Source organism: Halobacterium yunchengense (assembly GCF_037031165.1).
Lineage (GTDB): Archaea > Halobacteriota > Halobacteria > Halobacteriales > Halobacteriaceae > Halobacterium > Halobacterium yunchengense.
Genome location: NZ_JAYEZL010000002.1, coordinates 86,935 through 107,916, shown reverse-complemented (window position 1 = coordinate 107,916; position 20,982 = coordinate 86,935). Strand labels below are relative to the sequence as shown.

Sequence of the window (20,982 nt, the reverse complement as noted above, 5' to 3'; positions counted from 1 at the left end):
ACGGGACGCGGTAGTCGGTGTTAATCCTGTCGGCGTCCTGACCCGAGCGCGTCGCGGAGGCCGGCGACGTACGCCTCGCGCGCGAGGTCGAGCCGCGACAGCCAGACGCCCTCGTAGGAGGGGTGCAGCGCCGGGACGAGCGCCGGCCGGACGCGGCCGCCGTCGTCGGTCGGGACGCCCGCCCAGTCGAGCGGCCGGCCGTCGCGCACGCAGTCGCCGACGGTCGAGACGAAGCCGTCCAGGGCGTCGCCGGCCAGCGACAGCAGGCTCTCGGTGGCGTGCCGGCCGGTCGCGAGCACGGCGTCCGGGGCGACGGATTCGAGTTCCGTCGCGAGGTGGGTGCCACACGCCTCGCGTTCCTCGCGCGTGGGGTCGCGGTTCCCGTGCGGGTGGCACTTCACCGCGTTCGTGAAGTACGCGTCCGGAAATCCGAGGTCGGCGGCGAGCTCGCGGACCCGGCGGCCGGAGTGCCGCGTCGTGTACGCCATGCCGGTGTGGTTGCCGCCGCGCCACTCGTCGGCCCCGGGGTCGCCCGCGCCGGGGGCCTCTCCCACGACCACGAGGTCGGCGTCGCGGCCGCCCTGCCCCCACGCGATGCGGTTCCGGGACTCGACGAGCGCGGGGCACCGGCGGCAGTCCGCCTCGAGGGCGTTCCGCGAGTCCGGGTGGGGGAGCGACGGCACGCGCGAGTCTCGGGCGTCCGGCGCCAATAGCCTTGCGCGCGTGCCGCGCTGTGCGGTCCGCCGACGCGACACCGCCGCGCCGGCGGCGACTCCGTCGACTCGCGTCCAACAGAAGGACTATGAACGGCGACCCGGTAGCGGAGGTATGCTCGACAACGCGGCGGAACTGGTCGACCTCGCACTGACGCTGCTGTACGCCGTCGCGGGCGCGGGGCTCATCGGCGGCGGCCTGCTCGCGGAACTCCGGAGCGTGGCGTCGCTGTCCGGCGGCGACCTCGTGTTCGGCCTCTGGCTGGCCGGCGTCGGCGTCGTCGCCATCGCCGCCGGCGCGATGGTGTTCACGGACAAGGTGCGCGCGCGACTCGCCGCGTAGCCCGCCGACGGCCCGCGAGCCGCCCGCAAAGCGGTTCCAGGAGGCGGCTGTACAACCGATTACCCTTTTAGGTGCGAGCGAGACGACTGCCGTATGGACCGATTCGGCGACGCGCCCGACCAGTACGACCCGGACGCCGTCGAGGACCGGGTGTTCGACTACTGGGCGGACGTCGACGCCTACGAGCAGGCCAGACAGCACCGGGCCGACGGCGAGAACTACTTCTTCGTGGACGGACCGCCGTACACCTCGGGGTCCGCGCACATGGGCCACGCGTGGAACAAGAGCCTGAAGGACGCCTACATCCGGTACAAGCGGATGCGGGGCTACGACGTCACGGACCGGCCGGGCTACGACATGCACGGCCTCCCCATCGAGACGAGAGTGGAGGCGGAGATGGGCTTCGAGAACAAGCAGGACATCGAGGAGTTCGGCGTCGAGAACTTCATCGACGCCTGCCGGGAGTTCGCCGAGGACAGCCTCGAGAGCCTCCAGTCGGATTTCCAATCGTTCGGCGTCTGGATGGACTGGGCGGACCCCTACAAGACCGTCTCGCCGGAGTACATGGAGGCGGCGTGGTGGGCGTTCGACCGCGTGCACGAGCGCGGCCTCGTCGAGCGCGGCAAGCGCTCCATCAGCCAGTGTCCGCGCTGCGAGACCGCCATCGCGAACAACGAGGTCGAGTACGAGGACGTCACCGACCCCTCCATCTACGTCAAGTTCGACCTCGACGACCACGAGGGGTCGCTGGTCGTCTGGACGACGACGCCGTGGACCATCCCCGCCAACGAGTTCGTCGCCGTCGACGAGGACGACACCTACCAGAAGGTGCGCGCGTGGAAAGACGGCGAGCGCGAGGCGCAGAGCGCCTCGGACGGGTCGAGCGGGCGGAGCCCGGGGGACGGGGACGTGCTGTACGTCGCGGAGGCCTGCGTCGAGGACGTCCTCTCGGCGGGCCGCTACGACGACTACGAGGTCGAGGCGTCGCTGTCGGGCAGCGAGCTGCTCGGCTGGTCGTACACGCCGCCGCTCGTCGAGGAGGTGCCCGCGAACCCCGCGGACGCCGACGGCGTCCACGAGGTCTACCACGGCGACTGGGTGGAGGCCGACCGCACCGGCCTCGTGCACTCCGCGCCCGGGCACGGCGAGGAGGACTTCGAGCGCGGCCAGGAGCTCGGCCTGCCGGTGTTCTGTCCGGTGGGCGGCGACGGCGTGTTCACCGAGGCGGGCGGCGAGTACGAGGGCCTGTTCGTCCGCGACGCCAACGACGACATCATCGCGGACCTCGAGCGGAAGGGCGCGCTGCTCGCCGAGCAGACGGTCGAGCACAGCTACGGGCACTGCTGGCGCTGCGACACCGGCATCGTCCAGATCGTCACCGATCAGTGGTTCATCACCATCACCGACGTCAAGGACGACCTCCTCGAGAACATGGGGGACTCCGAGTGGTACCCGGAGTGGGCGCGGGACAACCGCTTCCGTGACTTCGTGGAGTCGGCGCCGGACTGGAACGTCAGCCGGCAGCGCTACTGGGGCATCCCCATCCCCATCTGGACCCCGGAAGAGTGGGACGGCGACGTGGACGACGTGCTCGTCGTCGGCACCCGGGAGGAGCTCGCCGAACTCGTCGACCAGGACGTCGACCCCGAGAGCGTCGACCTCCACAAGGACACCGTCGACGACCTCACGATCACGCGGGACGGCACGACGTACACGCGCGTCCCGGACGTCTTCGACGTCTGGCTGGACTCCTCGGTGGCGTCCTGGGGGACGCTGAACTACCCCAGCGAGCCCGAGGGCTTCGACGACCTCTGGCCGGCGGACCTCATCATCGAGGCCCACGACCAGACGCGGGGCTGGTTCTGGTCGCAGCTCGGCATGGGGACTGCGGCGGTCGGCGAGTCCCCCTACCGGAACGTCCTGATGCACGGGCACGCGCTGATGCCGGACGGCCGCGCGATGTCGAAGTCCAAGGACATCCGCATCGACCCCCAGGAGCTCATCTCGGAGTACGGCGCGGACCCGATGCGGCTGTTCGTGCTGTCCGTCTCCCCCCGGGGCGACGACATGCGCGTCTCCCACGACGAGGTCCAGAACATGCAGCGGGACCTCAACATCCTCTGGAACGTCTTCCGGTTCCCGCGGCCGTACATGGAGATGGACGGCTTCGACGCGAACGTCCCCGAGCAGTTCGGCGGCGACGGCGACGGCGTCGGCGTCGACGACGTCGACCTCGAGGTCATCGACGAGTGGCTGCTGTCGACGCTCCAGCGCGTGAAAGCCGACGCGACGAACAGCTGGGAGGACTTCGAGCAGGACCGCGCGCTCGAGGAGGTCCTGGCGTTCGTCACGGAGGACCTCTCGCGGTACTACGTGCAGGTGGTCCGCGAGCGCATGTGGGAGGAGGGCGACTCCGCGTCGAAGACCGCGGCGTACGCGACGCTGCAGCGCGCGCTCCTCGAGGTCACCGCGCTGCTGGCGCCGTACGCGCCGCTGGTCACCGAGGAGCTCTACCAGCACCTCACCGGCGGCGACGCCTACGACACCGTCCACATGTGCGACTGGCCGGCGGTCCGCGAGCGCTACCGCCGCCCCGCCCTCGAGGACGACGTCGCGGCGCTCCGGGACGTCGAGGAGGCGGGCAGCCACGCCCGCCAGCAGGCCGGCCGGAAGCTCCGCTGGCCGGTGACCAGGGTGGTCGTCGACGCCGAGGACGACCGCGTCGCCAGCGCCGTCCGCGAGCACGAGGCCCTGCTGGAAGACCGCCTGAACGCGCGCCGCGTCGAGGTCGTCGACCCCGGCGAGGACTGGGGCGAGCTCGCGTTCAGCGCGCGCGCCGACATGAGCGTGCTCGGTCCGGCGTTCGGCGACGACGCCGGCGCCGTGATGGAAGCGCTCAACGACGCGCACGTCGAGGCCGCGGACCTCGACGCGCTCGCCGACCAGGTCGGCGACGCCCTGGACCGCGACGTCGAGCTCACGCCGGAGATGGTCGAGTTCGTCGAGGAGGCGCCCGAGGGCGTCGCCGGCGCGGACTTCGACGGGGGGACGGTGTACGTCGACACGGAGCTCACCGAGGACGTCGAGAGCGAGGGGTACGCCCGCGAGGTCATCCGGCGCGTCCAGGAGATGCGCAAGGACCTCGACCTCGAGATGGACGCCGAGATCCGCCTGGACGTCGCCGTCTTCGACGAGCGCGTCGGCCGGCTGGTCGCCGAACACGAGGAACTGATCCGGGAGGAGACGCGGGCGCGCGAGCTCGGCGAACTCGAGGACGGCTACCGCGAGGAGTGGGACGTCGAGGGCGTCAGAATCGCCCTCGAGGTCGAGGCGCTGTAAGGCGGCGCGTGCTCGCGGCGTCCGGCGTCAGCCGCGCGTCGGGACGTTGCCGAGGGCGACGGTGCGCTCGGTGCGGTCGTCGCCGCCGTCGGCGTGGACGACTCCGGCGACGGCGAGCGCGTCCGGCGTCTCGCCGGTGGGCAGCACCCACTCGGCGTCGAACGACCGCGACTCGCCCGGCGGCACGCGGCCGGAGTCGGCGCCGCCGTCGACGCGCGTGCCAGCGTTCGTCGTGACCGCGCCGAGTTCGAGCGTGTACGGCGCGTCGCCCGCGTTCTCGACGGCGACCGTGGCGTGGAACACCCAGCCGTCGTCGGCGACGCGGAGTTCGGCCTCGGCGAGCGTGTCGCGCGGCTCGGTCCCGGGGAGGAGCTCGTCGCCGACGCCGGTGGTCGGCTCGCTGGTCGTCGACTGCGCCGTCGTCTCGCGGCCGCCGCCGCCCCCCGCCAGGTAGCCGGCGAGCATGTGGTACAGCGTCCGCGCCTCCACGAGCACCGGGATACCGATACCGAGGCCGACCAGCGCGCGGATCAGCCACCGGCGGCTCACGTCGTCGCCGGCGTCGGCGGTCCGCTGGCCGTCCCCGCCAGCGTCCGCTGCCTGCCGGGCGTCCTCGGCGCCGCCGCTGGCTCGCTCGCCGTCCGGTTCGGCGTCGTCGTCCTCGGGGTGGTCTCCGTCTGGCATCGGTGAGTGAAGCGAAGCGACGTGGTCGGGCTCGCGGTGCGGCTACACGGGGAACCCGGGCGACCCGGGCGCGAGCAGGCCGTCGGCGACCATGCTCCACAGCGGGAGCGCGTACGCCAGGACGACCAGCAGCACAGCGATGGCGGTCCAGAGCTTGAGGTTGTCGAGGACGCGCGGGCTGTGCGCCGGCCCCGAGAGCGGCTCGGGGATCGAGCCGTTGACGGACAGCGCCTCGACGCGCGGCCGCGACAGCGCGGTGCCCAGCATCACGACGAGGAACAGCACGAGCGCGACGAACAGCAGGCCCGCGCCGACCGCGATCTGGAACCGGATCTCCGCGACGGTGCCGAACGCCGGCTCGAACGGCGCGCCGCCCGCGTCGCCGAACAGCGGCTCGGCGGTCCGCCGCGGGATGCCGGCGAGGCCGCCGCGGTGCATCGCGTTCGACATCAGCGTCATGCCGACGAACCAGACGTACGGCTGGACGGTGGCGAGGCGGCGGTGCCGCAGGCGCTTCCCGCTGAGCTGTGGGTACAGCCAGTAGGAGACCGCCATCGCGGTGAGCGCGAACGCGGTGCCGACGGTGAGGTGGAAGTGGCCGGGCACCCAGATGGTGTTGTGGATGAGGTAGTTGATGTTCATCCCGGCGTTGATCATCCCGGAGAACCCGCCGGCGGCGAACATGAACCCCGCGAGCGCGCAGCCCGCGAACCACGGCTTCTCCCAGGGCAGGGCGCGCAGCCACCCGAGGTAGCCGTCGCCGCCGCGCTGGCGGGCGCCGTGCTCGACGGACGCGACGACGGTGAACGCCGTCAGAAGCGACGGCAACAGCAGCATCATCGTGTTCGTCATCGCGATGAACTTGAAGCCGCTCGCGATGCCGGGGTCGAGGTACTGGTGGTGGAAGCCAACGGGCGTCGACAGCAACACGAACAGCACGAAGACGACGCGCGCGAGCGGGTCGCTGAACAGCCGGCCGCCCGCGAACTTCGGCAGCAGCGTGTACCACGCGACGTAGCCGGGCAGCAGCCAGAAGTACACGACCGGGTGGCCGAAGTACCAGAACAGCGACCGCGCCAGCAGCGGGTCGACCGTCTCGATCCAGCCCAGCGACCACGGGACGAGGAACGCCACGACCTCGACGGCGACGCCGACCGAGGAGACGTACCACATGATGAACGTGGTGAGCACCATGAACGCCTGCAGGGGGATGCGGGCGTCGGGGTTGTCGGCGCGCCAGTCGCGGTACGTCAGGAAGTACGTCGCGCCGAGCACCCACGACCCGACGACCAGCAGCGCGGCGCCCACGTAGAACGCGGGGTGGCCCTGCAGCGGCGGGTAGAACGTGTAGAGGACGTTCGCGGAGTCGAACGGCAGGCCGGGCGCGAACCCGTTCATGATGGTGACCGCGGCGAGCGTCGTGCCGACGAGCATCGACGCGAACCCGACCCACGCCAGGCGCGGGGTCACGAGCGGGCGGTCGAGGCTGCGCGTGGTCGCCCACACGAACAGCCCGCAGATGAAGAACGTCGTGAACACGAGCGCGAGCAGGACGCCGTGGCCCGTGAGCACGGTGTAGTACTCGGTGGCGTTGATGGGGAGCAGCGACCGGAAGTGGCCGGTGCGGTACAGCCCCTGGAGGAGGCCGAACAGGCCGCCGACCGCGAGCGCGACGAACGCGACGCCGAAGTGCCAGCGCACCAGCTTCGCGGCGCGCGGGTAGTCGTCGACGTAGGTCACGCCTCACGCACCTCCTCGGCGTCGACGTCGCTCTCGGAGACGACCTCGATTTTGCCCTCCATGGCGTGGTGGGCGGCGCCGCAGTACTCGTTGCACTTGACGTACTCCGTGCCGGACTCGTCGAACTCGACGGCGAGCTCGGCGACCTGCCCGGGGATGACCATCGTGTTGACGTTCGTGCCGACGACCTGGAAGCCGTGCGTGACGTCCGCGCTGGCGACGTGGAACGTCACCTCGGCGCCCGCGGGCACCCGGATGGGTTCGCCTGACCCGGGCTCGAACGCGAACTGGCGCGCGACCACGTAGACGTGGTACTCGCCGTCGTCGGTCACGTAGACGCCGGGGTCCCGGAAGTCCTCGGACGCGGTCGGGTCGGTGGCGTCGACGGTGCCGCCGTCGCCGACCATGGCGACCCCGGGACCGACGGCGCCGTAGACGATGGTGCCGACGAACGCGGCGATCAGCACGAGCGACGCGACAAGCCAGACTTTCTCGAAGTCGTGAATCTCCATCGTTCACACCCCCACCGTCGGGCCGTTGCCGAGGAACTCCACGAAGTACATGAACGCCCACATCCCCGCGAGGATCAGGAAGTAGACCACGATGAGCGCGGCCGTCCCGACGGGGTCGTAGTCGTCGTGGTGGAGCGTCTCGGTCGGTTCGTGCGCCGCCGCCTCCGGGACGGCGTCGCCGTCGTACGCGGGCTCGGTCGGCTGGCCGCCGCGGTAGACGCCGGCCAGCACGGGCGCGAGCATCGCCGCGGCGAAACTGCCGGCGAGCGTCCAGCCGAGCAGCGGGCTGAACGGCGTCGTGGTGCCCGCCGGCCCGCCGCCGTCCTCGCCGCCGCCCGGTGCGGCGCCGACGACGACGGCGCCTTTCATCCCCACCGAGAGGTGGGGGTCACAGTAGTACGTGTAGACGCCCGTCGTCTCGAACGTGTGCGAGACCGAGAATCCCGTGTTCTCGATGGGCTCGTGGCCGCCCCAGTCCGCCCCGTCGGGCTGGGACTCCACGAGGACGTTGTGCGTGTCCGACGTCCACTCGAACGTGACGGTGGTGCCGGGCGACACGCGGACCGCGGCCGGCGCGAACGCGAACGACCCGCCGTTCCCGTCCGCGCCCACCTCGACGGTCACCTCGCCCTCGCCCGTCCGGTCGACGGTGTCGCCGTCGTAGTTGTCGGTGGCGCCGCCGGACGCGTCGCCCGTGAACCAGCCGTCGTACTCGGCGGGCACGGTCTCGGCGTCGCCGCCGCCGCCACCGCCGCCGTCGCCGCCGACGACGACGGCGCCTTTCATCCCCACCGAGAGGTGGGGGTCACAGTAGTACGTGTAGACGCCCTCCGTCTCGAACGTGTACTCGAAGGAAAACCCCGAGTTCTCGATGGGCTCGTGGCCGCCCCAGTCCGCCCCGTCGGGCTGGTCCTCGACGACCACGTTGTGCGTGTCCGACGTCCACTCGAAGACCACCGTCGTCCCCGGGGAGACGCGGACGGCGGGCGGCGCGAACGCGAACGTCCCGCCGTTCCCGTCCGCGCCCACCTCGACGGTCACCTCGCCCTCGCCCGTCCGGTCGGCGACGCTGCCGTCGTAGTTGTCGGTGGCGCCGCCGGACGCGTCGCCCGTGAACCAGCCGTCGAAGTCCGGCTGGGCGGCCGCCGTCCCGGACGCCGCGGTCCCCACCGCGGCGGCCGCGGTCGCGCCGGCCGCCGCGCGCAGCACGCCGCGGCGCGAGAGCCACCGCTCGGTCCCGCGTTCGGTCACAGTACACCCCTCCGTTCGCGCGCCACCGCCGGCCGGGCGCCGCGGCGCCGCCGACGGCGGCAGTCACGTGCCGTCCTCGGTTGCTCGGTGCGCATGCGCTGACACCCAGAGTGGTTCCCGTCACCGAGTTTAAAAACGAGCGCCGATTCCCACTGTCTCGGAACGAGTGGTACCGCTTAGGAGCGGTCGCGGCAACTGCCGGCCATGAACGTCCAGCCACGCCACCTCGCGGCCGGGACGGCGTTGCTCGCGCTCGTCCCGGTGGCGCTGTACGTCGCCGACAAGTCGACGACGGCGGCCGTCGCGCTCGTGAACGTCGTGCTCGTCGCCGGCTGCCTCTACTACCTGTTCGGCCCCAGCGACGGCGAGGACGGCCACGCGGCGCAGTGACCGTGCCGATGGCGACAGTCACCGGGTCGCTGGACGCCGGCGTCGCCGCGTTCTTCGTCGTCGGCCTGCTCGGGGGCGCCCACTGCCTGGGGATGTGCGGGCCGCTCGTGACGGCGTACGGCGACCGCGTCGCGAGCGACGGCCGCGGCCCGACCGCGCGCGAGCTCCGCCAGCACGCGCTGTTCAACGCCGGTCGAACCGCCAGCTACGCCGCCATCGGGGCGGTCCTCGGCGCCGTCGGCGGCGTCCTCGTCGACGCCGGTGGCGTCGTCGCCGCTGGCGAGGTCGTCCGCGGCGCCGTCGGTATCGCGGCGGGCGTCGCCGTGTTCGCCGCGGGCGTCGGCTACGCGACCGGCGGCGGGGCGCGCGCGTCGGCGGCGGCGCTCCCAGTCGTCGGCGGCGCCTTCGGCGCCGTGACAGCGCGCGTCCACGCCCGCGTCGACGACTGGGCGACGGGACCGGGCGTCGCCGCGCTCGGCGCGCTCCACGGGCTGCTGCCGTGTCCGCTGCTGTACCCGGCGTTCCTCTACGCGCTCGCGACCGGCAGTCCCGCCGACGGCGGGCTCGCGCTGTTCGCGCTCGGCGCCGGCACGTTCCCGTCGCTGTTCGCGTACGGCACCGCGCTCGGGTCGCTCGGCGCGGCCCACCGGCGCCGCCTCCACCGCGCGCTCGGCGGCGCGTTCCTGTTCGCCGCGACCGTCCCGCTCGCGAACGGCCTCGCCGCGTTCGGGTACCGCGTCCCGAAGGTGCCGCTGCCGATGCCGCCGCTCCCCTGACCATGCCCTGCACGCTCTGTGACCTCCCGACGCCGGACCCGCCCGTCACCGACAGCGGCGTCGACGGCGCGTTCTGCTGTCGCGGCTGCCTCGAGGTCGCGCGCACGCTCGACGACCCGGCGAGCGCGGACAGCGAGACCGCAGCCGACGGCCTCGACCGCGGCACCGACCCCGACGCTGCGGACGGCGAGACCGCGTTCCTCTCCGTCTCGGGGATGCACTGCGCGACCTGCGAGGCGTTCGTCGAGGCGCGCGCGACGGACCGCGACGGCGTCCGGGCGGCCGCCGCGAGCTACCCGACGGAGACGGTGAAGCTCACGTACGACCCCGGCGAACTCGACCGCGGCGACCTCCCGGACGTCGTCTCCGGCCTGGGCTACGAGGCCAGCGAGCGCGGCGACCCCGACGGGGGCGACGACCGCGACGTCGGCCGCCTGCTCGTCGGCGCCGTCTTCGGGATGCTCGTGATGGCGTGGTACGTGCTCTTCCTCTACCCCGTCTACGTCGGCGTCGCCGCCGACGACCTGCTCGTCGACCTCGCCGGGCCGGCGGGCGCGTACCTCTTCGGGAACGTCTGGCTGGCCGCGACCGTCGTGCTCGCGTACACCGGCTACCCCATCTTCAGGGGCGCGTACGTGAGCCTGCGCGCCGGCCGCCCGAACATGGACCTCCTGGTCGGCGTCGCCGCGGCCGCGGCGTACGCCTACAGCACGCTCGTCGCGCTCACCGGCGGCACGGACGTCTACTTCGACGTCGCGGTCGTCATCGTGCTCGCCGTGACGGTCGGCGACTACTACGAGGGGCGCGTGAAGCGCGCGGCGACCGGCCGCCTCGCGGACCTCACCGCCGACCGCGTCGGCGAGGCGACGCGCCGCACCGCGGACGGCACGGAGGTCGTCGCCGTCGACGACCTCGCGGCCGGCGACGAGGTGGTCGTGACCGCTGGCGACCGCGTGCCCGTCGACGGCACCGTCGTCGAGGGCGAGGGCGTCGCCGACGAGTCCCTCGTCACGGGCGAGTCCAGGCCAGTCAGGCGCGAGCGCGGCGACGACGCGGTCGGCGGCAGCGTCCTCCGGGACGGCCGGCTCGTCGTCGCGGTCGGCGCGGACGCCGCGAGCACGCTCGACCGCGTCGTGGCCGCGCTCTGGGACGTCCAGAGCGCGCGGCCCGGCGCCCAGCGGCTCGCCGACCGCGCGGCCGCCGCGTTCGTGCCCCTGGTCGCGTTGCTCGCCGCCGGCGCGACCGGCTACCACCTGCTCGCCGGCGCCGGCGCGGAGAGCGCGCTGCTCGTCGGCCTCTCGGTGCTCGTTGTGTCGTGCCCGTGCGCGCTCGGGCTGGCGACGCCGCTGGCGGTCGCGCGCGGCGTGAAGGAGGCCCTCGACCGCGGCGTCGTCGTCTCGGCCGCCGCGGTCTTCGAGGCGGCGCCCGAGGCCGACGTCGTGGCGTTCGACAAGACCGGCACGCTCACCACCGGCGAGATGCGCGTCCGCGACGCCGTCGGCGACGACCGCGCGCCCCGTCTCGCCGCCGCGGTCGAGCAGTACGCCGACCACCCGGTCGCGGACGCCGTCACCGACTTCGCCGACCCGGGCGGCGTCGACGTCGCGGACTTCGAGCGCGCGCCCGGCCGCGGCGTCGCCGCCACGGTCGCCGGCGACGGCGGCGAGCGCCGCGTGCTCGCCGGCAGCGCCGACCTCTTCGACGCGCGCGACTGGCCGGTCCCCGACGAGTACGAGCGCCGCGCCGCCGACGCGCGCGCGGCCGGCGACGTCCCCGTGCTCGTGGGCTGGGACGGCCGTGCGGAGGGCGTGCTGGTCGCCGGCGACGACCCGCGCGGCGAGTGGCGGGCGGTCGTGGCGGCCCTCGCCGAGGAGCGCCGCGTGGTCGTGCTCACCGGCGACGACGCCGCGGCCGCCCAGCGGTTCCGCGACCACCCCGGCGTCGACGACGTGTTCGCGGGCGTCCCCCCGGAGGGGAAGACCGAGGTCGTCCGCCGCCTCCGCGAGGACGGCACCGTCGCGATGGTCGGCGACGGCGTCAACGACGCGCCCGCGCTCGCCGCCGCGGACCTCGGCGTCGCGCTCGACCACACCGCGCTCGCGGCGGACGCCGCCGACGCCGTCGTCACCACGGACGACCTCACCGCCGTCCCCGAGGTCTTCGACCTCACGCGGGCGGCGAACGCGCGCATCAGGCAGAACCTCGCGTGGGCGTTCTGCTACAACGCCGTCGCCGTGCCGCTGGCGGTCACCGGCCTGCTCAACCCGCTGTTCGCCGCGGTCGCGATGGCGGCCTCCAGCCTGCTCGTCGTCGCGAACTCCACGCGCGACCTCCTCGACGCCGACGACGCGGCCGGGACAGCCGACCCGGCCGGGACAGCCGACGCCGACGCGCCGGCGTTCACCGCGGAGGTGACCGAGGCGTGACCCGGGCCGCGCGCCTGCTGGACGGCCTCCGGCCGGCGCCCGAGACCGCGGCGGCGTTCGTCGCGCTCTCGGTCGCCGAACTGGCCGTGCTGGCCGCGTACGTCGCCGCGACCCCCGGAGACGTCACCGCCGTCCGGTACCTCCTCTACCCGTTCGCGTGGCTGAACGCCGCGGCGCTCGCCGTGTGGCGCGTCGACCTCGCGCCCGCGAGCCGTCGCCGCCGCGTGCTGGCGGCCGCCGCGGGCGCCGGGTACTTCCTCGCGCTCGCGTGGGTCGGCGGCCTCGTCTCCCCCGCCCACCACGCCGGCGGCGTCACCGTCTACTGGGGGCTGCCGCCCGGCTGGGGGCCGCTCGTCGTCGCCATCGTCGGTCCCGCCCGGTTCGCGCCGACGCCGTACCAGGCGGTCGGCTACCTCGCGCTCGCGTACCTCGTCGCCGCGGCGGTCCGCGACGCCGACGCCTCGCTGACCGGGCTCGTGGTGGGCGCGTTCTCCTGCGTGAGCTGTACGCTCCCCCTGCTCGCGGCGGCGGTCTCCGCCGTCGCCGGCGGCACGGTCGGCGTCGCCGCCTCCGCCGCGTGGTCGTACGACCTCTCGACGCTGGCGTTCCTCTCGGCGGTCTGCCTGCTCGCGTGGCGGCCCGACGCCGCGCTGCTGTCGCGGCTGCGGTGACGGAGAAGGAGTCGGGGAGAAGAGGTGGAGCGGTGACGCCGCGGTCGCTTACTGGTCGCTCGCGTCGCCGGCGTCGGTCTCGTTCGTCGACACCGTCTCGACGACGATGCCGTCGACGGAGCCGGCGTCGTTCACGACCACGGACTCGAAGGTGACGGCGTCGCCGTCCAGGGTCTCGTCGTCGGACGCCGTCACGACGAACGCGTCGCCGGTGGCGTTCTCGGCGGTGATCGACTCCGCGAGGTCCACGGCCGACTCGTTCAGCGTGACCGCGTCGTCGGCCGCGTCCTCGGGCGCGGACGCCCCGACCAGTTCGACGCTGCCGTCGCCGAGGTCGACGACGGCCTCGACGCGCGGCTGCTGTTCGCTCGGCGAGCTCTCGTCGATGCCGGGCGCGGGCGTCACGACGACGTGCGCGGCGTCGGCGTCCTCCTGGAGGCTGCCGTAGACGTCCAGCGCGAGCGTCTCGTCGCCGTCGAACAGGCCGCGGAGTTCGCCGCCGGTCTCGTCGTCGGCGAGCAGCAGTTCGGCGACGCGCTCGGCGTCCGCGTCGCGGTCGGCGAGCCAGTCGTCGTGGTCGGTGGCCGCGAACTCGTAGCCGTCGACGGCAGGGTGGTCGGTGGGCTGTGCCTCGTGTTCGGGCGCGCTCGGCGCGACGGCGCCGACACCGCCGACTGCGAGGGCGGTGGCGGCGAGCGCGGCGAGCGCGACTGCGGGTAGTCTCGCGTTCATGGTGTCGGTCGCAGTCCGGCGCGCGGCGTCGACGGCGCGAGCGACCGCGACCGTCGAGGGTCGGCGCCGGACTGCTCGGTCGGCCCTTGCGTGAAAACCCACTTAGCAGCCCGTTGGAAACGGCCGCGGAACCGGTTCGGAACCGCCGCGGAACGCGGCTCTCGCCTAGCGCAGGACGACGACGTTGCCCATGCCGCGGCGCTTGCGCTCGACGAGGTCGCGGGTCTCGAGGCCGTCGAGCGCGCGGCTCACGGACGCCTTCGAGATGTCGGTCCGGTCGACGATGTCCGCCTGCGCGAGCACGCCGTCGGCGTCGAGGACGGCCTCGTAGACGACGCGTTCGTTGTTCGATAGCCGTTCGGCGGTCGCCTCCCACTGGTCGCGGCGCGCCTCGAGGAGGTCCCCGGTGCGCGCTTCGGCGGCGTCCAGGGACGGCACGCCGCCGTCCGCCTGCGATGCTGCCGGCGGCGGCGTCGGCCGGGCTGCGGTGTCGTCGTCCGCGCCGCGGAGGCGGCCGGCGAGCAGGAGGTAGGTCGCGCTCGCGCCGAGCAGCACCGCGGCCGCGAGCACGACGGCGACGTCGGTGTACGTGAAGTAGCCGCCGAGTTCGGTCACCGTCGCGCCGTCGTCGCCCGCGGAGACCAGCACCGGGGAGGGCGTGATGAGCTGGACCGCGAGGACGAGCGTGGACGCGACGGCGACGGCGGCGGCGAGGAGGTCGGTGGTCTGGAGGGCCCGCACGTCCATACGTGGAACTGTCACGTTCCGCCCTAATACCCACCGGTTTCCGGAACGCGGAACGGCCGTGAAACGCGTTTCACGGTCGTTTCACGGCCGTTTCGCGGAACACTCATGGGGCCTTTCACCGTGGGTGTGGACATGCGCGAGGAGACGCGAACGCGGGCCGCTCTCGTGGTCGGGCTCGTCGCCGCCGGCGCACTGCTCGGCGTCGCCGGAACGGCCCTCGGCGTCGGCGGCCCCGTCGCCGACGACCCCGCCGCGGAGTTCGTCGTCGCGGACGGCGTGTCCGTCGAGAGCGGCGGCGAGCGCGCGACCGTCGTCTCGAACGCGACCGAGTACGAGGCCGTCGAGATCGAACGCGAGGGCGACGGGTTCACGGTCCGGGCCACCGAGGCGGACGCACTGAACGCCAGCCAGCGCGAGCGCGCGAGAGCCGTCGCTCGCGGGAACCAGACCGTCGCCGCGCACCTCTCGTCGCTGGACGACTACGAGCTGGCGGTGGAGCCGGTCGCCGTCCTGAACGCCTCGACGGCCGTCAGCGTCGACGTCGAGGCGGCGAACGGCAGCGGCGACACCATCACCGGCACCACGTCGAACGTCTCCGTCGAGACGGCCGGCGACGACGCCGTGACCGTCGAACGCGACCGGTCGTACGCCGACGACCTCGCGACGGTCGAGGTGCGGCGGCCGGGCGGCCGCGAGCGCGAGTTCGTCGCGCACGTCGACCTCGCGAACGAGACGGTGACGTGGGTCGTCGACCGGACCGAGGACGGCCGGAGCGGCTGAGGGCGACCGCGCTCAGAGGTCCGTCTCGACGACGTACCCCCACCGGTCGTACCCCCGTCGGTCGTAGAAGTCGTGGACGCCGGTCTTCCCCAGCGGGGACGCGAGCGCGACGTACTCGCAGCCCTCGTCTGCTGCCCACGACTCCACGAAGTCGAGCATCGCGGCGCCGTGGCCGTCGCCCCGGCGCGGTTCGTCGACCACGAGGTCCAGGAGCCACGCGCCGCGGCGGTGGTGCAGCAGCGACTGCACCTGCACGCCGGCGGCGGCGACGAGGTCGCCACCGGCGAAGCGGCCGAACAGGCGGTAGTCGTCGTCGCCGGTCCACTCGAGGACGGCGTCCGGGTCGCGGTCGGTCCAGAGCTGTCGGAGGAGCGGCACCGCGTCGCGACGGGCCGCCGCGGCGGTGAGTTCGCGCGTCGTCGCCATACCGGCGGTGCGGTAGTCGGCGAGAAGAAGCTGGCGGCGCGAGCGTCAGTCCAGTTCGGCGGCGACGGCGGGCGCGGCGGACACCGTGGAGACGGCGCGCTCGATGGTGTCGGTGCCGTAGACGGCCTCGACGCCGGCGTTCGCGAGCTTCAGGCGGGCGTTCCCCGCGAGCAGGGGGTGGACGCACGCGACGAACACGCGGCGCGGGTCCTCGAGCGCGGCGATGGCCTCGCTCATCGTGGAGCCGGTGGCGATGATGTCGTCGACGACGACCACGTCCCGGCCGGAGACCGCGACGTCGCTGGGCGTGACGGTGACCTCGCTGCCGGAGTGCCGGACCTTCTCGAAGTGGTCGGTGGCGCCGGCGCCGTAGCCGTCGCGGACGGACTCGGCGATGTCGGTCGCGCCCGAGTCCGGCGCGAGGAAGACGGGGTCCGCGAGGTCGGCGGGCAGCGGCTCCGCGAGCAGGGGCGCGGCGTCGACGCCGGTCGCTGGCACGTCGAAGAAGTCCAGGACGGCGTCCTCGTGCGGGCAGACGGTGACCACGCGGTCCGTGCCCGTGGAGACGGCGCGCGCGACCGCTCGCGCGGACACGGGCTCGCCGGCCTCGAAGGCCTCGTCCTGGCGCGCGTACCCCATGTAGGGGAGGACGGTGACGACCTCGCTGGCGCCCGCCTCGCGGGCGGCGTCCTGCAGCTGGAGGACCTCGACGTGGGTGTCGCTGGACACCGTCGAGGCGACGACGACGGCGCGGCCGTCGACCGCGGGGACGCGCACCAGCTGCTCGCCGTCGGGGAACGAGTCGTACTCGACGCGCCCGAGGTCCTCGCCCAGGGCCGCCGCGAGCGCGGCGGCGAGCTGCTGGGTGGCGGACCCGCTCAGTATCATACCGGAGGCGTCGGCGGCCGGCGGCTTACGCGTTTCCTTCGGCGACGACCGCGAGCGCGCTCGCGTCCCGGAGCCCGAGGCTGCGGTGCCGGAAGCCGTCGCCGGCGTCCGCGGCGAGCGCGCCGTCCGCGGTGAGGACGACGGTGGCGTCCGTCGCGTACGCGACGTCCGCGACCGCGCCGTCCACGGGGAGGTCCCGGACCGCCCAGCCGTCGCCCGCGGCCGCGGCGGGGTCGTGCTCGTAGAGCGCGTCGGCGGTGGCGGCGTGCGCGCGCTCGAGGCCGCCGTCGCCGGTGACGGGGTCGGCGGCCGCGACCTCGAAGCCGCCGTCGAGCGTCCGCATCCAGCCGGCGCCGAGCCGGAAGAGGCCGTCCGCGGTCGCCGCGAGCGGGACGGCACCGGCGGCCACGTCGCGCGCGTCGTCCAGACCCACGCCCTCGACGCCGTCGGCGGTGACGCGGTGGACGCCGTCGGCGGCCGCGACGAGACCGCCGTCGAGCGCGCGAACCTCGTCGTCGAGCGCGCCGACGGTCGTCCAGTCGTCGCCGTCGTAGCGCGCGAGCCGGCCGTCCTCGCCGGCGGCGAGCACGCCGTCGCCGTCGCCGGTGACCGCGACCGCCGGCCCGAACCCGGTCGCGGCGAACGCGTCCCCGTCGCCGCCGTCCGCCTCGACGAGGACGTCCTCCGCGGTGGCGGCGGCGACGCCGAGCGCCGTCGCGGCGACGTCCCGGGCCGTACACCGGTGCGCGAGCGCGAACTCGCCGATCTTGTCGTCGGAGACGCGCGCGACCGCGACGCCGAGCGCGGCCGCGACGTACGCCGCCACGGTCCCGGACTGGTCCACGTAGACGCGCTTCTCGCGGATCGTCGGCATACGTGGACGCGCGCCGCGCGGCGGCGTCAGCGTTGCGGTTGCCCCGCGCGCGGTGACGAAAACCCTTTGCCGTGGCTGCCGTACGCCACTCCGTATGCGACGACGGTCGTTCCTCGCCGGCGTAGCCTCGCTCGCTGTCACCGCCGGCTGTACGGGGCTGGTCCGCGAGGACCCGGTGGACCTGCGAGTGACGCCAGTCGACGACGCCGAGGCGGGCGACCACCACTGCGAGCTGCCGGCCGGCCTCGTGGACGACCACGACGTGCTCGAGCGCTCGCTGGCGTCCGCGCGGAACGCGCCGACCGACGAGTGGGTGACCGCGGAGACCGACCGCGACACCGCCGAGTCCCTGCTCGCGGCCCTCCGGGACGCCTGCGGGGACACCGACGGCGTCTACCGCTTCGACGGCGCCGACTACCGGATCCGCGTCGAGACGGAGGACGGCGAGACGCTCGCGCCGGCGTCCGCCAGTTCGGAAGCGATTAGGGGGGCGCACGCGGAGGACGACCCATGAAGGTCTTCGGGTCGAGCGGGACTCGCGGGGTGGCGAACGAGGAGCTCACGCCGGGGTTCGTACAGGGGGTCGCGAAGGCCGCGGGGTCGGTGTGGCGCGCCGACCGCGTGGCGGTCGCCCGCGACACGCGGACGACCGGCCGGATGCTCGTGAACGCCGCGACCAGCGGCCTGCAGAGCGTCGGCGCGGACGTCGACCGGCTCGGCGTGGTGCCGACGCCGGGGGTGCAGGCGTACGCCGAGCGCGAGGGCGTGCCGGCGGTGATGGTGACCGCGAGCCACAACCCAGCGGAGTACAACGGCGTGAAGCTCGTCGGCGCGGACGGCGTCGAACTGCACGTCGACGAGCTCGAGCGCGTCGAGCGCAAGTACCTCACCGAACAGTACGAGGGCGTCGCGTGGGACGAGGTCGGCCGCGACCGCGACGTCGCGGCCGCGCGCCGCCGGTACGTCGACCAGCTGCTGGCCGCGGTCGACCGTGACGCGGTCGCGGACGCGAACCTGACGGTGGCGCTGGACCCCGGCCACGGCGCCGGCGCGCTCACCAGCCCCGAGTTCTACCGCCGGCTCGGCTGCAAGGTCGTCACCGTGAACGCCCAGCCCGACGGCCACTTCCCGGGGCGGGACCCCGAGCCGGTCGCGGAGAACCTCGACGACCTCGGGCGGCTCGTCGTGGCCGCGGACGCGGACGTCGGCGTCGCGCACGACGGCGACGCGGACCGCGCCATCTTCTTCGACGAGCGCGGCGAGTACGTCGAGGGCGACGCGACGCTCGCCGCGCTCGCGGAGGCGGAACTCGGCGAGGGCGACACCACGGTGTCGGCGGTGAACGTCAGCCAGCGGCTCGTCGACGTCTGCGAGCGCACGGGCGCGGACCTCGAGTTGACGCCCATCGGCTCGACGCACATCATGACGCGCATCCGCCAGCTCGAGTCGGAGGGCGAGACGGTGCCGGTCGCCGGCGAGGGCAACGGCGGCATCATCTTCCCGGGGTACCGGACGACGAGGGACGGCGCGTACACGGGCGCGCGGTTCCTCGAACTGCTCGCCGACCGGCCGGCCAGCGAGGTGGTCGCGCCGTACAGCGACTACCACAACGTCCGCGTGAACGTCGGCTACGACAACGACGCGGAGCGCGAGGCGCTGCTGGACGCCGCAGAGGAGCGCGCGCTCGACGCGGACGCCGACCGCACGACCATCGACGGCTACCGCCTCGACTACGGCGACGCGTGGGTGCTCGTGCGGCCGTCGGGCACGGAGCCGGTCGTCCGCATCTACGCGGAGGCCGCCGAGCGGGACCGCGCGCAGACGCTGGCCGAGGCGTACGCCGCGGCGCTGCGCGCCGCGAAGGCCGGCGTCGACGGGTAGACAGCGCGGTCGACCGCGCCGCCACGGAGACACCAGCGGTCCGCCGCGCTGACGCGCAGGCACCAGCGGTCCGCCGCGTCGCCGCGCCGTCAGTGCTCCGCGAGTGCGTCCCGGAGCCTGCGTTCGGCCGCGCGCGCCGCCGCGAGGTCGTCGCCGACGCCCGCCTCGATCTCCCGCTTCTCGGCGTCCGTGAGCTCGTGCTCGGCGACCGCGGCGTCCCGGAGGCGACGGTAGTCGTCGCGGCGGACCGCCTCGCGGACGTCGTGCAGCGCCGCGACCACGTCCTCGCCGGCGAAGCGCGCGACGACGGAGACGAGTTCGTCCAGGCGGTGGCGGAGTTCGTCGGCGGGCGCCGGCGGCCACCCCACGGTCAGCGGCGCGGCGTCCAGCCGGTCGAGGTACGTGCGGTTCCCGCCGACCGCGCGCTTCAGCGCCGACGGCTCGCCGACGTAGTGGTCGAGCTTCGACGGCGAGTAGTCGGCGTACTCCAGCAGCTGGGGGATCGGCTCGGCGCCGGCGTCGCGGGCCGCGACGAACGACGCGAGGTCGTCGGGCACCGGGTCGAAGCCCACGAGCGGGTACGCCCGCGCCGTCTCGACGAGCCCGAGGACGTCCCGGGCGGGCGCCGACGACCGGAACTCGCGGAACGCCTCGCGGACGGCGCCGTCGTAGCGCTGGATCGGGTCGCGGAGCTCGTCGGTGGGGGCGTCGAGGTCCGCGTCCCCGAGGCGCCGGAGGCGCTCGAGGCGCGCCACCTCGTCGGCGTACTCGTCGGCGCGCTCGGCGGCGCGCTTGCGGACCTCGCTGTACTCCGCTCGCGCGTCCCGGAGGTCGTCGAGGCGGCCGACGAGGTCGCGGGCGTCCGCCAGCCGGCCGCGCGCCTCCGCGAAGTCCGACTCGGAGAGCCGTCGCTTCTTGAAGAGGTCCAGCAGCGACTCGAAGGCCTCGCGCTCCGGGAGGTCGTCGTCGAGGTCCTCGACGAACGCGACGAGGTCGTCCTGGAACGCGATGTACGACTGGAAGTCGCCGGTGCCGGTGGCGTCGGCCTCGTACTGGTCGAACAGGCGGTCGAGGCCGTCCAGGGCGTCCCGGAGGGCGCGCAGTTCGGTCTCGCCGACGTCGTCGACGCGGTCGCGTGCGTCCGCGACGGCGTCCGCGGCGGCCTCGAGGTCGGCGGCGAGCGCGTCCGCGTCGGCGGCGGGGGCCGCGTCGCCGGCGTCGCTGGCGACGTGCGCGTCTGGCATCACGTCACACGACGTGGCACGCGCTGATAGGCCTTCTGTCGCGACCGCGGCGGTGCGGCGGTGCGGCGGTGCGGCGGCGCCGTCAGTAGACCTCGTCGGGGTCGAACGCGCGCTCGCCGACGACGTCGCCGTCCACCGTCCGGTGGAAACACGAGTGGTAGCCGGTGTGGCACGCGCCGCCCCGCTGGCGGACGCGGTACAGGAGCGCGTCGCCGTCGCAGTCCACGCGCACGTCCTCGACGGCCTGAGTGTGGCCGCTGGTCGCGCCCTTCTCCCAGAGCTCCTCGCGGGACCGCGAGTAGTAGTGCGCGCGGCCCGTCTCGACGGTGCGCTCGACGGCCTCCCGGGTCGCGTACGCGAGCATCACCACCTCGTCGGTGTCGACGTCCTGCGCGACGACCGGCACCAGGCCGTCGTCGCCGAAGTCGAGGTCCACGGCGAAGTCCATACCGACGCCAGGGGCGCGCGCGGGTTAGCGGTTGCGACCGCGGCACGAGCGCGGCGGCCCGAAGGCCGCCCGCCCAGCGGCTGACCGGTCCCCGCCCGCCCAGCGGCTGACCGGACG

General features: G+C 74.0%; 21 protein-coding genes. 9 read left to right on the top strand and 12 right to left on the bottom strand.

The annotated features are described in order from the left end of the window. Positions 1 to 20 precede the first annotated feature (20 nt). Entirely contained in the window at positions 21 to 683 is a 663-nt protein-coding gene (locus U5911_RS05685; RefSeq protein ID WP_336035985.1) for a uracil-DNA glycosylase, read from the bottom strand. Between the two features lie 145 nt (positions 684 to 828). Between U5911_RS05685 and U5911_RS05680 the strand changes: the two genes are divergently transcribed. Together U5911_RS05680 and ileS are read left to right on the top strand one after the other, a co-directional pair. Continuing rightward, a complete protein-coding gene (locus U5911_RS05680) occupies positions 829 to 1,056 on the top strand; it encodes a DUF8151 family protein (protein WP_336035984.1) in 228 nt (75 codons plus the stop codon). A gap of 93 nt (positions 1,057 to 1,149) precedes the next feature. Next, positions 1,150 to 4,395 carry an isoleucine--tRNA ligase gene (gene ileS, locus U5911_RS05675; protein WP_336035983.1) on the top strand — a complete coding sequence of 1,082 codons (3,246 nt, stop codon included), beginning with the start codon at positions 1,150 to 1,152 and terminating at the stop codon, positions 4,393 to 4,395. Positions 4,396 to 4,422: 27 nt separating this feature from the next. On the opposite strand, the gene U5911_RS05670 is transcribed toward ileS, so the two are convergent. From U5911_RS05670 to U5911_RS05655, 4 genes are read right to left on the bottom strand one after another with little or no spacing between them, the layout of a single operon-like run. Beyond that, positions 4,423 to 5,079, bottom strand: a complete 657-nt coding sequence (locus U5911_RS05670; protein ID WP_336035982.1) for a hypothetical protein — start codon at positions 5,077 to 5,079, stop codon at positions 4,423 to 4,425. Between the two features lie 42 nt (positions 5,080 to 5,121). Beyond that, positions 5,122 to 6,819: a b(o/a)3-type cytochrome-c oxidase subunit 1 gene (locus tag U5911_RS05665; RefSeq protein ID WP_336035981.1), complete on the bottom strand. Its 1,698-nt coding sequence runs from the start codon at positions 6,817 to 6,819 to the stop codon at positions 5,122 to 5,124. Further along, positions 6,816 to 7,331, bottom strand: a complete 516-nt coding sequence (locus U5911_RS05660; RefSeq protein WP_336035980.1) for a cytochrome c oxidase subunit II — start codon at positions 7,329 to 7,331, stop codon at positions 6,816 to 6,818. The genes U5911_RS05665 and U5911_RS05660 overlap by 4 nt, the downstream gene beginning before the upstream one ends. 3 nt (positions 7,332 to 7,334) lie before the next feature. Next, complete coding sequence (locus tag U5911_RS05655; protein ID WP_336035979.1) at positions 7,335 to 8,582, bottom strand: halocyanin domain-containing protein; 1,248 nt, start codon at positions 8,580 to 8,582, stop codon at positions 7,335 to 7,337. A 204-nt stretch (positions 8,583 to 8,786) separates the two neighbouring features. Between U5911_RS05655 and U5911_RS05650 the strand changes: the two genes are divergently transcribed. The 4 genes from U5911_RS05650 to U5911_RS05635 are packed head-to-tail and all read left to right on the top strand — an operon-like array spanning position 8,787 to position 12,845. Continuing rightward, positions 8,787 to 8,972 carry a DUF8131 family protein gene (locus tag U5911_RS05650; protein ID WP_336035978.1) on the top strand — a complete coding sequence of 62 codons (186 nt, stop codon included), beginning with the start codon at positions 8,787 to 8,789 and terminating at the stop codon, positions 8,970 to 8,972. 8 nt (positions 8,973 to 8,980) lie between these two features. Then, on the top strand, positions 8,981 to 9,748 hold the full coding sequence (locus U5911_RS05645; protein ID WP_336035977.1) for a sulfite exporter TauE/SafE family protein: 768 nt from the start codon (positions 8,981 to 8,983) through the stop codon (positions 9,746 to 9,748). 2 nt (positions 9,749 to 9,750) lie between these two features. After that, positions 9,751 to 12,174 (top strand): heavy metal translocating P-type ATPase, encoded by a 2,424-nt coding sequence (locus tag U5911_RS05640; RefSeq protein ID WP_336035976.1) that lies wholly within the window; start codon positions 9,751 to 9,753, stop codon positions 12,172 to 12,174. Then, positions 12,171 to 12,845, top strand: a complete 675-nt coding sequence (locus U5911_RS05635) for a DUF7546 family protein (RefSeq protein WP_336035975.1) — start codon at positions 12,171 to 12,173, stop codon at positions 12,843 to 12,845. The genes U5911_RS05640 and U5911_RS05635 overlap by 4 nt, the downstream gene beginning before the upstream one ends. A gap of 48 nt (positions 12,846 to 12,893) precedes the next feature. Here U5911_RS05635 and U5911_RS05630 read toward each other — a convergent pair whose 3' ends face one another. Next, positions 12,894 to 13,577: a hypothetical protein gene (locus U5911_RS05630; protein ID WP_336035974.1), complete on the bottom strand. Its 684-nt coding sequence runs from the start codon at positions 13,575 to 13,577 to the stop codon at positions 12,894 to 12,896. 165 nt (positions 13,578 to 13,742) lie between these two features. Next, positions 13,743 to 14,324 (bottom strand): helix-turn-helix transcriptional regulator, encoded by a 582-nt coding sequence (locus tag U5911_RS05625; RefSeq protein ID WP_336035973.1) that lies wholly within the window; start codon positions 14,322 to 14,324, stop codon positions 13,743 to 13,745. 132 nt (positions 14,325 to 14,456) lie between these two features. On the opposite strand from U5911_RS05625, the gene U5911_RS05620 reads away from it, so the two are divergent. Next, a complete protein-coding gene (locus U5911_RS05620) occupies positions 14,457 to 15,104 on the top strand; it encodes a hypothetical protein (RefSeq protein WP_336035972.1) in 648 nt (215 codons plus the stop codon). 12 nt (positions 15,105 to 15,116) lie between these two features. On the opposite strand, the gene U5911_RS05615 is transcribed toward U5911_RS05620, so the two are convergent. From U5911_RS05615 to U5911_RS05605, 3 genes are read right to left on the bottom strand one after another with little or no spacing between them, the layout of a single operon-like run. Beyond that, positions 15,117 to 15,530 carry a GNAT family N-acetyltransferase gene (locus U5911_RS05615; protein WP_336035971.1) on the bottom strand — a complete coding sequence of 138 codons (414 nt, stop codon included), beginning with the start codon at positions 15,528 to 15,530 and terminating at the stop codon, positions 15,117 to 15,119. A 45-nt stretch (positions 15,531 to 15,575) separates the two neighbouring features. Then, positions 15,576 to 16,418, bottom strand: coding sequence for a ribose-phosphate diphosphokinase (gene prs, locus U5911_RS05610; protein WP_336035970.1), 843 nt, complete (start codon positions 16,416 to 16,418; stop codon positions 15,576 to 15,578). A gap of 25 nt (positions 16,419 to 16,443) precedes the next feature. Further along, the gene (locus U5911_RS05605; RefSeq protein WP_336035969.1) at positions 16,444 to 17,292 is read right to left on the bottom strand and encodes an HVO_0234 family beta-propeller protein; all 849 of its coding nucleotides are present in this window, start codon (positions 17,290 to 17,292) and stop codon (positions 16,444 to 16,446) included. Positions 17,293 to 17,386: 94 nt separating this feature from the next. On the opposite strand from U5911_RS05605, the gene U5911_RS05600 reads away from it, so the two are divergent. Further along, positions 17,387 to 17,806 (top strand): hypothetical protein, encoded by a 420-nt coding sequence (locus U5911_RS05600; protein ID WP_336035968.1) that lies wholly within the window; start codon positions 17,387 to 17,389, stop codon positions 17,804 to 17,806. Continuing rightward, on the top strand, positions 17,803 to 19,173 hold the full coding sequence (gene glmM, locus U5911_RS05595) for a phosphoglucosamine mutase (RefSeq protein ID WP_336035967.1): 1,371 nt from the start codon (positions 17,803 to 17,805) through the stop codon (positions 19,171 to 19,173). Before U5911_RS05600 ends, glmM begins: the two co-directional genes overlap by 4 nt. Before the next feature lie 89 nt (positions 19,174 to 19,262). Here the strand turns inward: glmM and U5911_RS05590 are convergent, their stop codons facing one another. Together U5911_RS05590 and hisI are read right to left on the bottom strand one after the other, a co-directional pair. Then, positions 19,263 to 20,417: a DUF7118 family protein gene (locus U5911_RS05590; protein WP_336035966.1), complete on the bottom strand. Its 1,155-nt coding sequence runs from the start codon at positions 20,415 to 20,417 to the stop codon at positions 19,263 to 19,265. Positions 20,418 to 20,499: 82 nt separating this feature from the next. Beyond that, positions 20,500 to 20,865, bottom strand: a complete 366-nt coding sequence (hisI, locus tag U5911_RS05585) for a phosphoribosyl-AMP cyclohydrolase (RefSeq protein ID WP_336035965.1) — start codon at positions 20,863 to 20,865, stop codon at positions 20,500 to 20,502. Positions 20,866 to 20,982 lie beyond the last annotated feature (117 nt).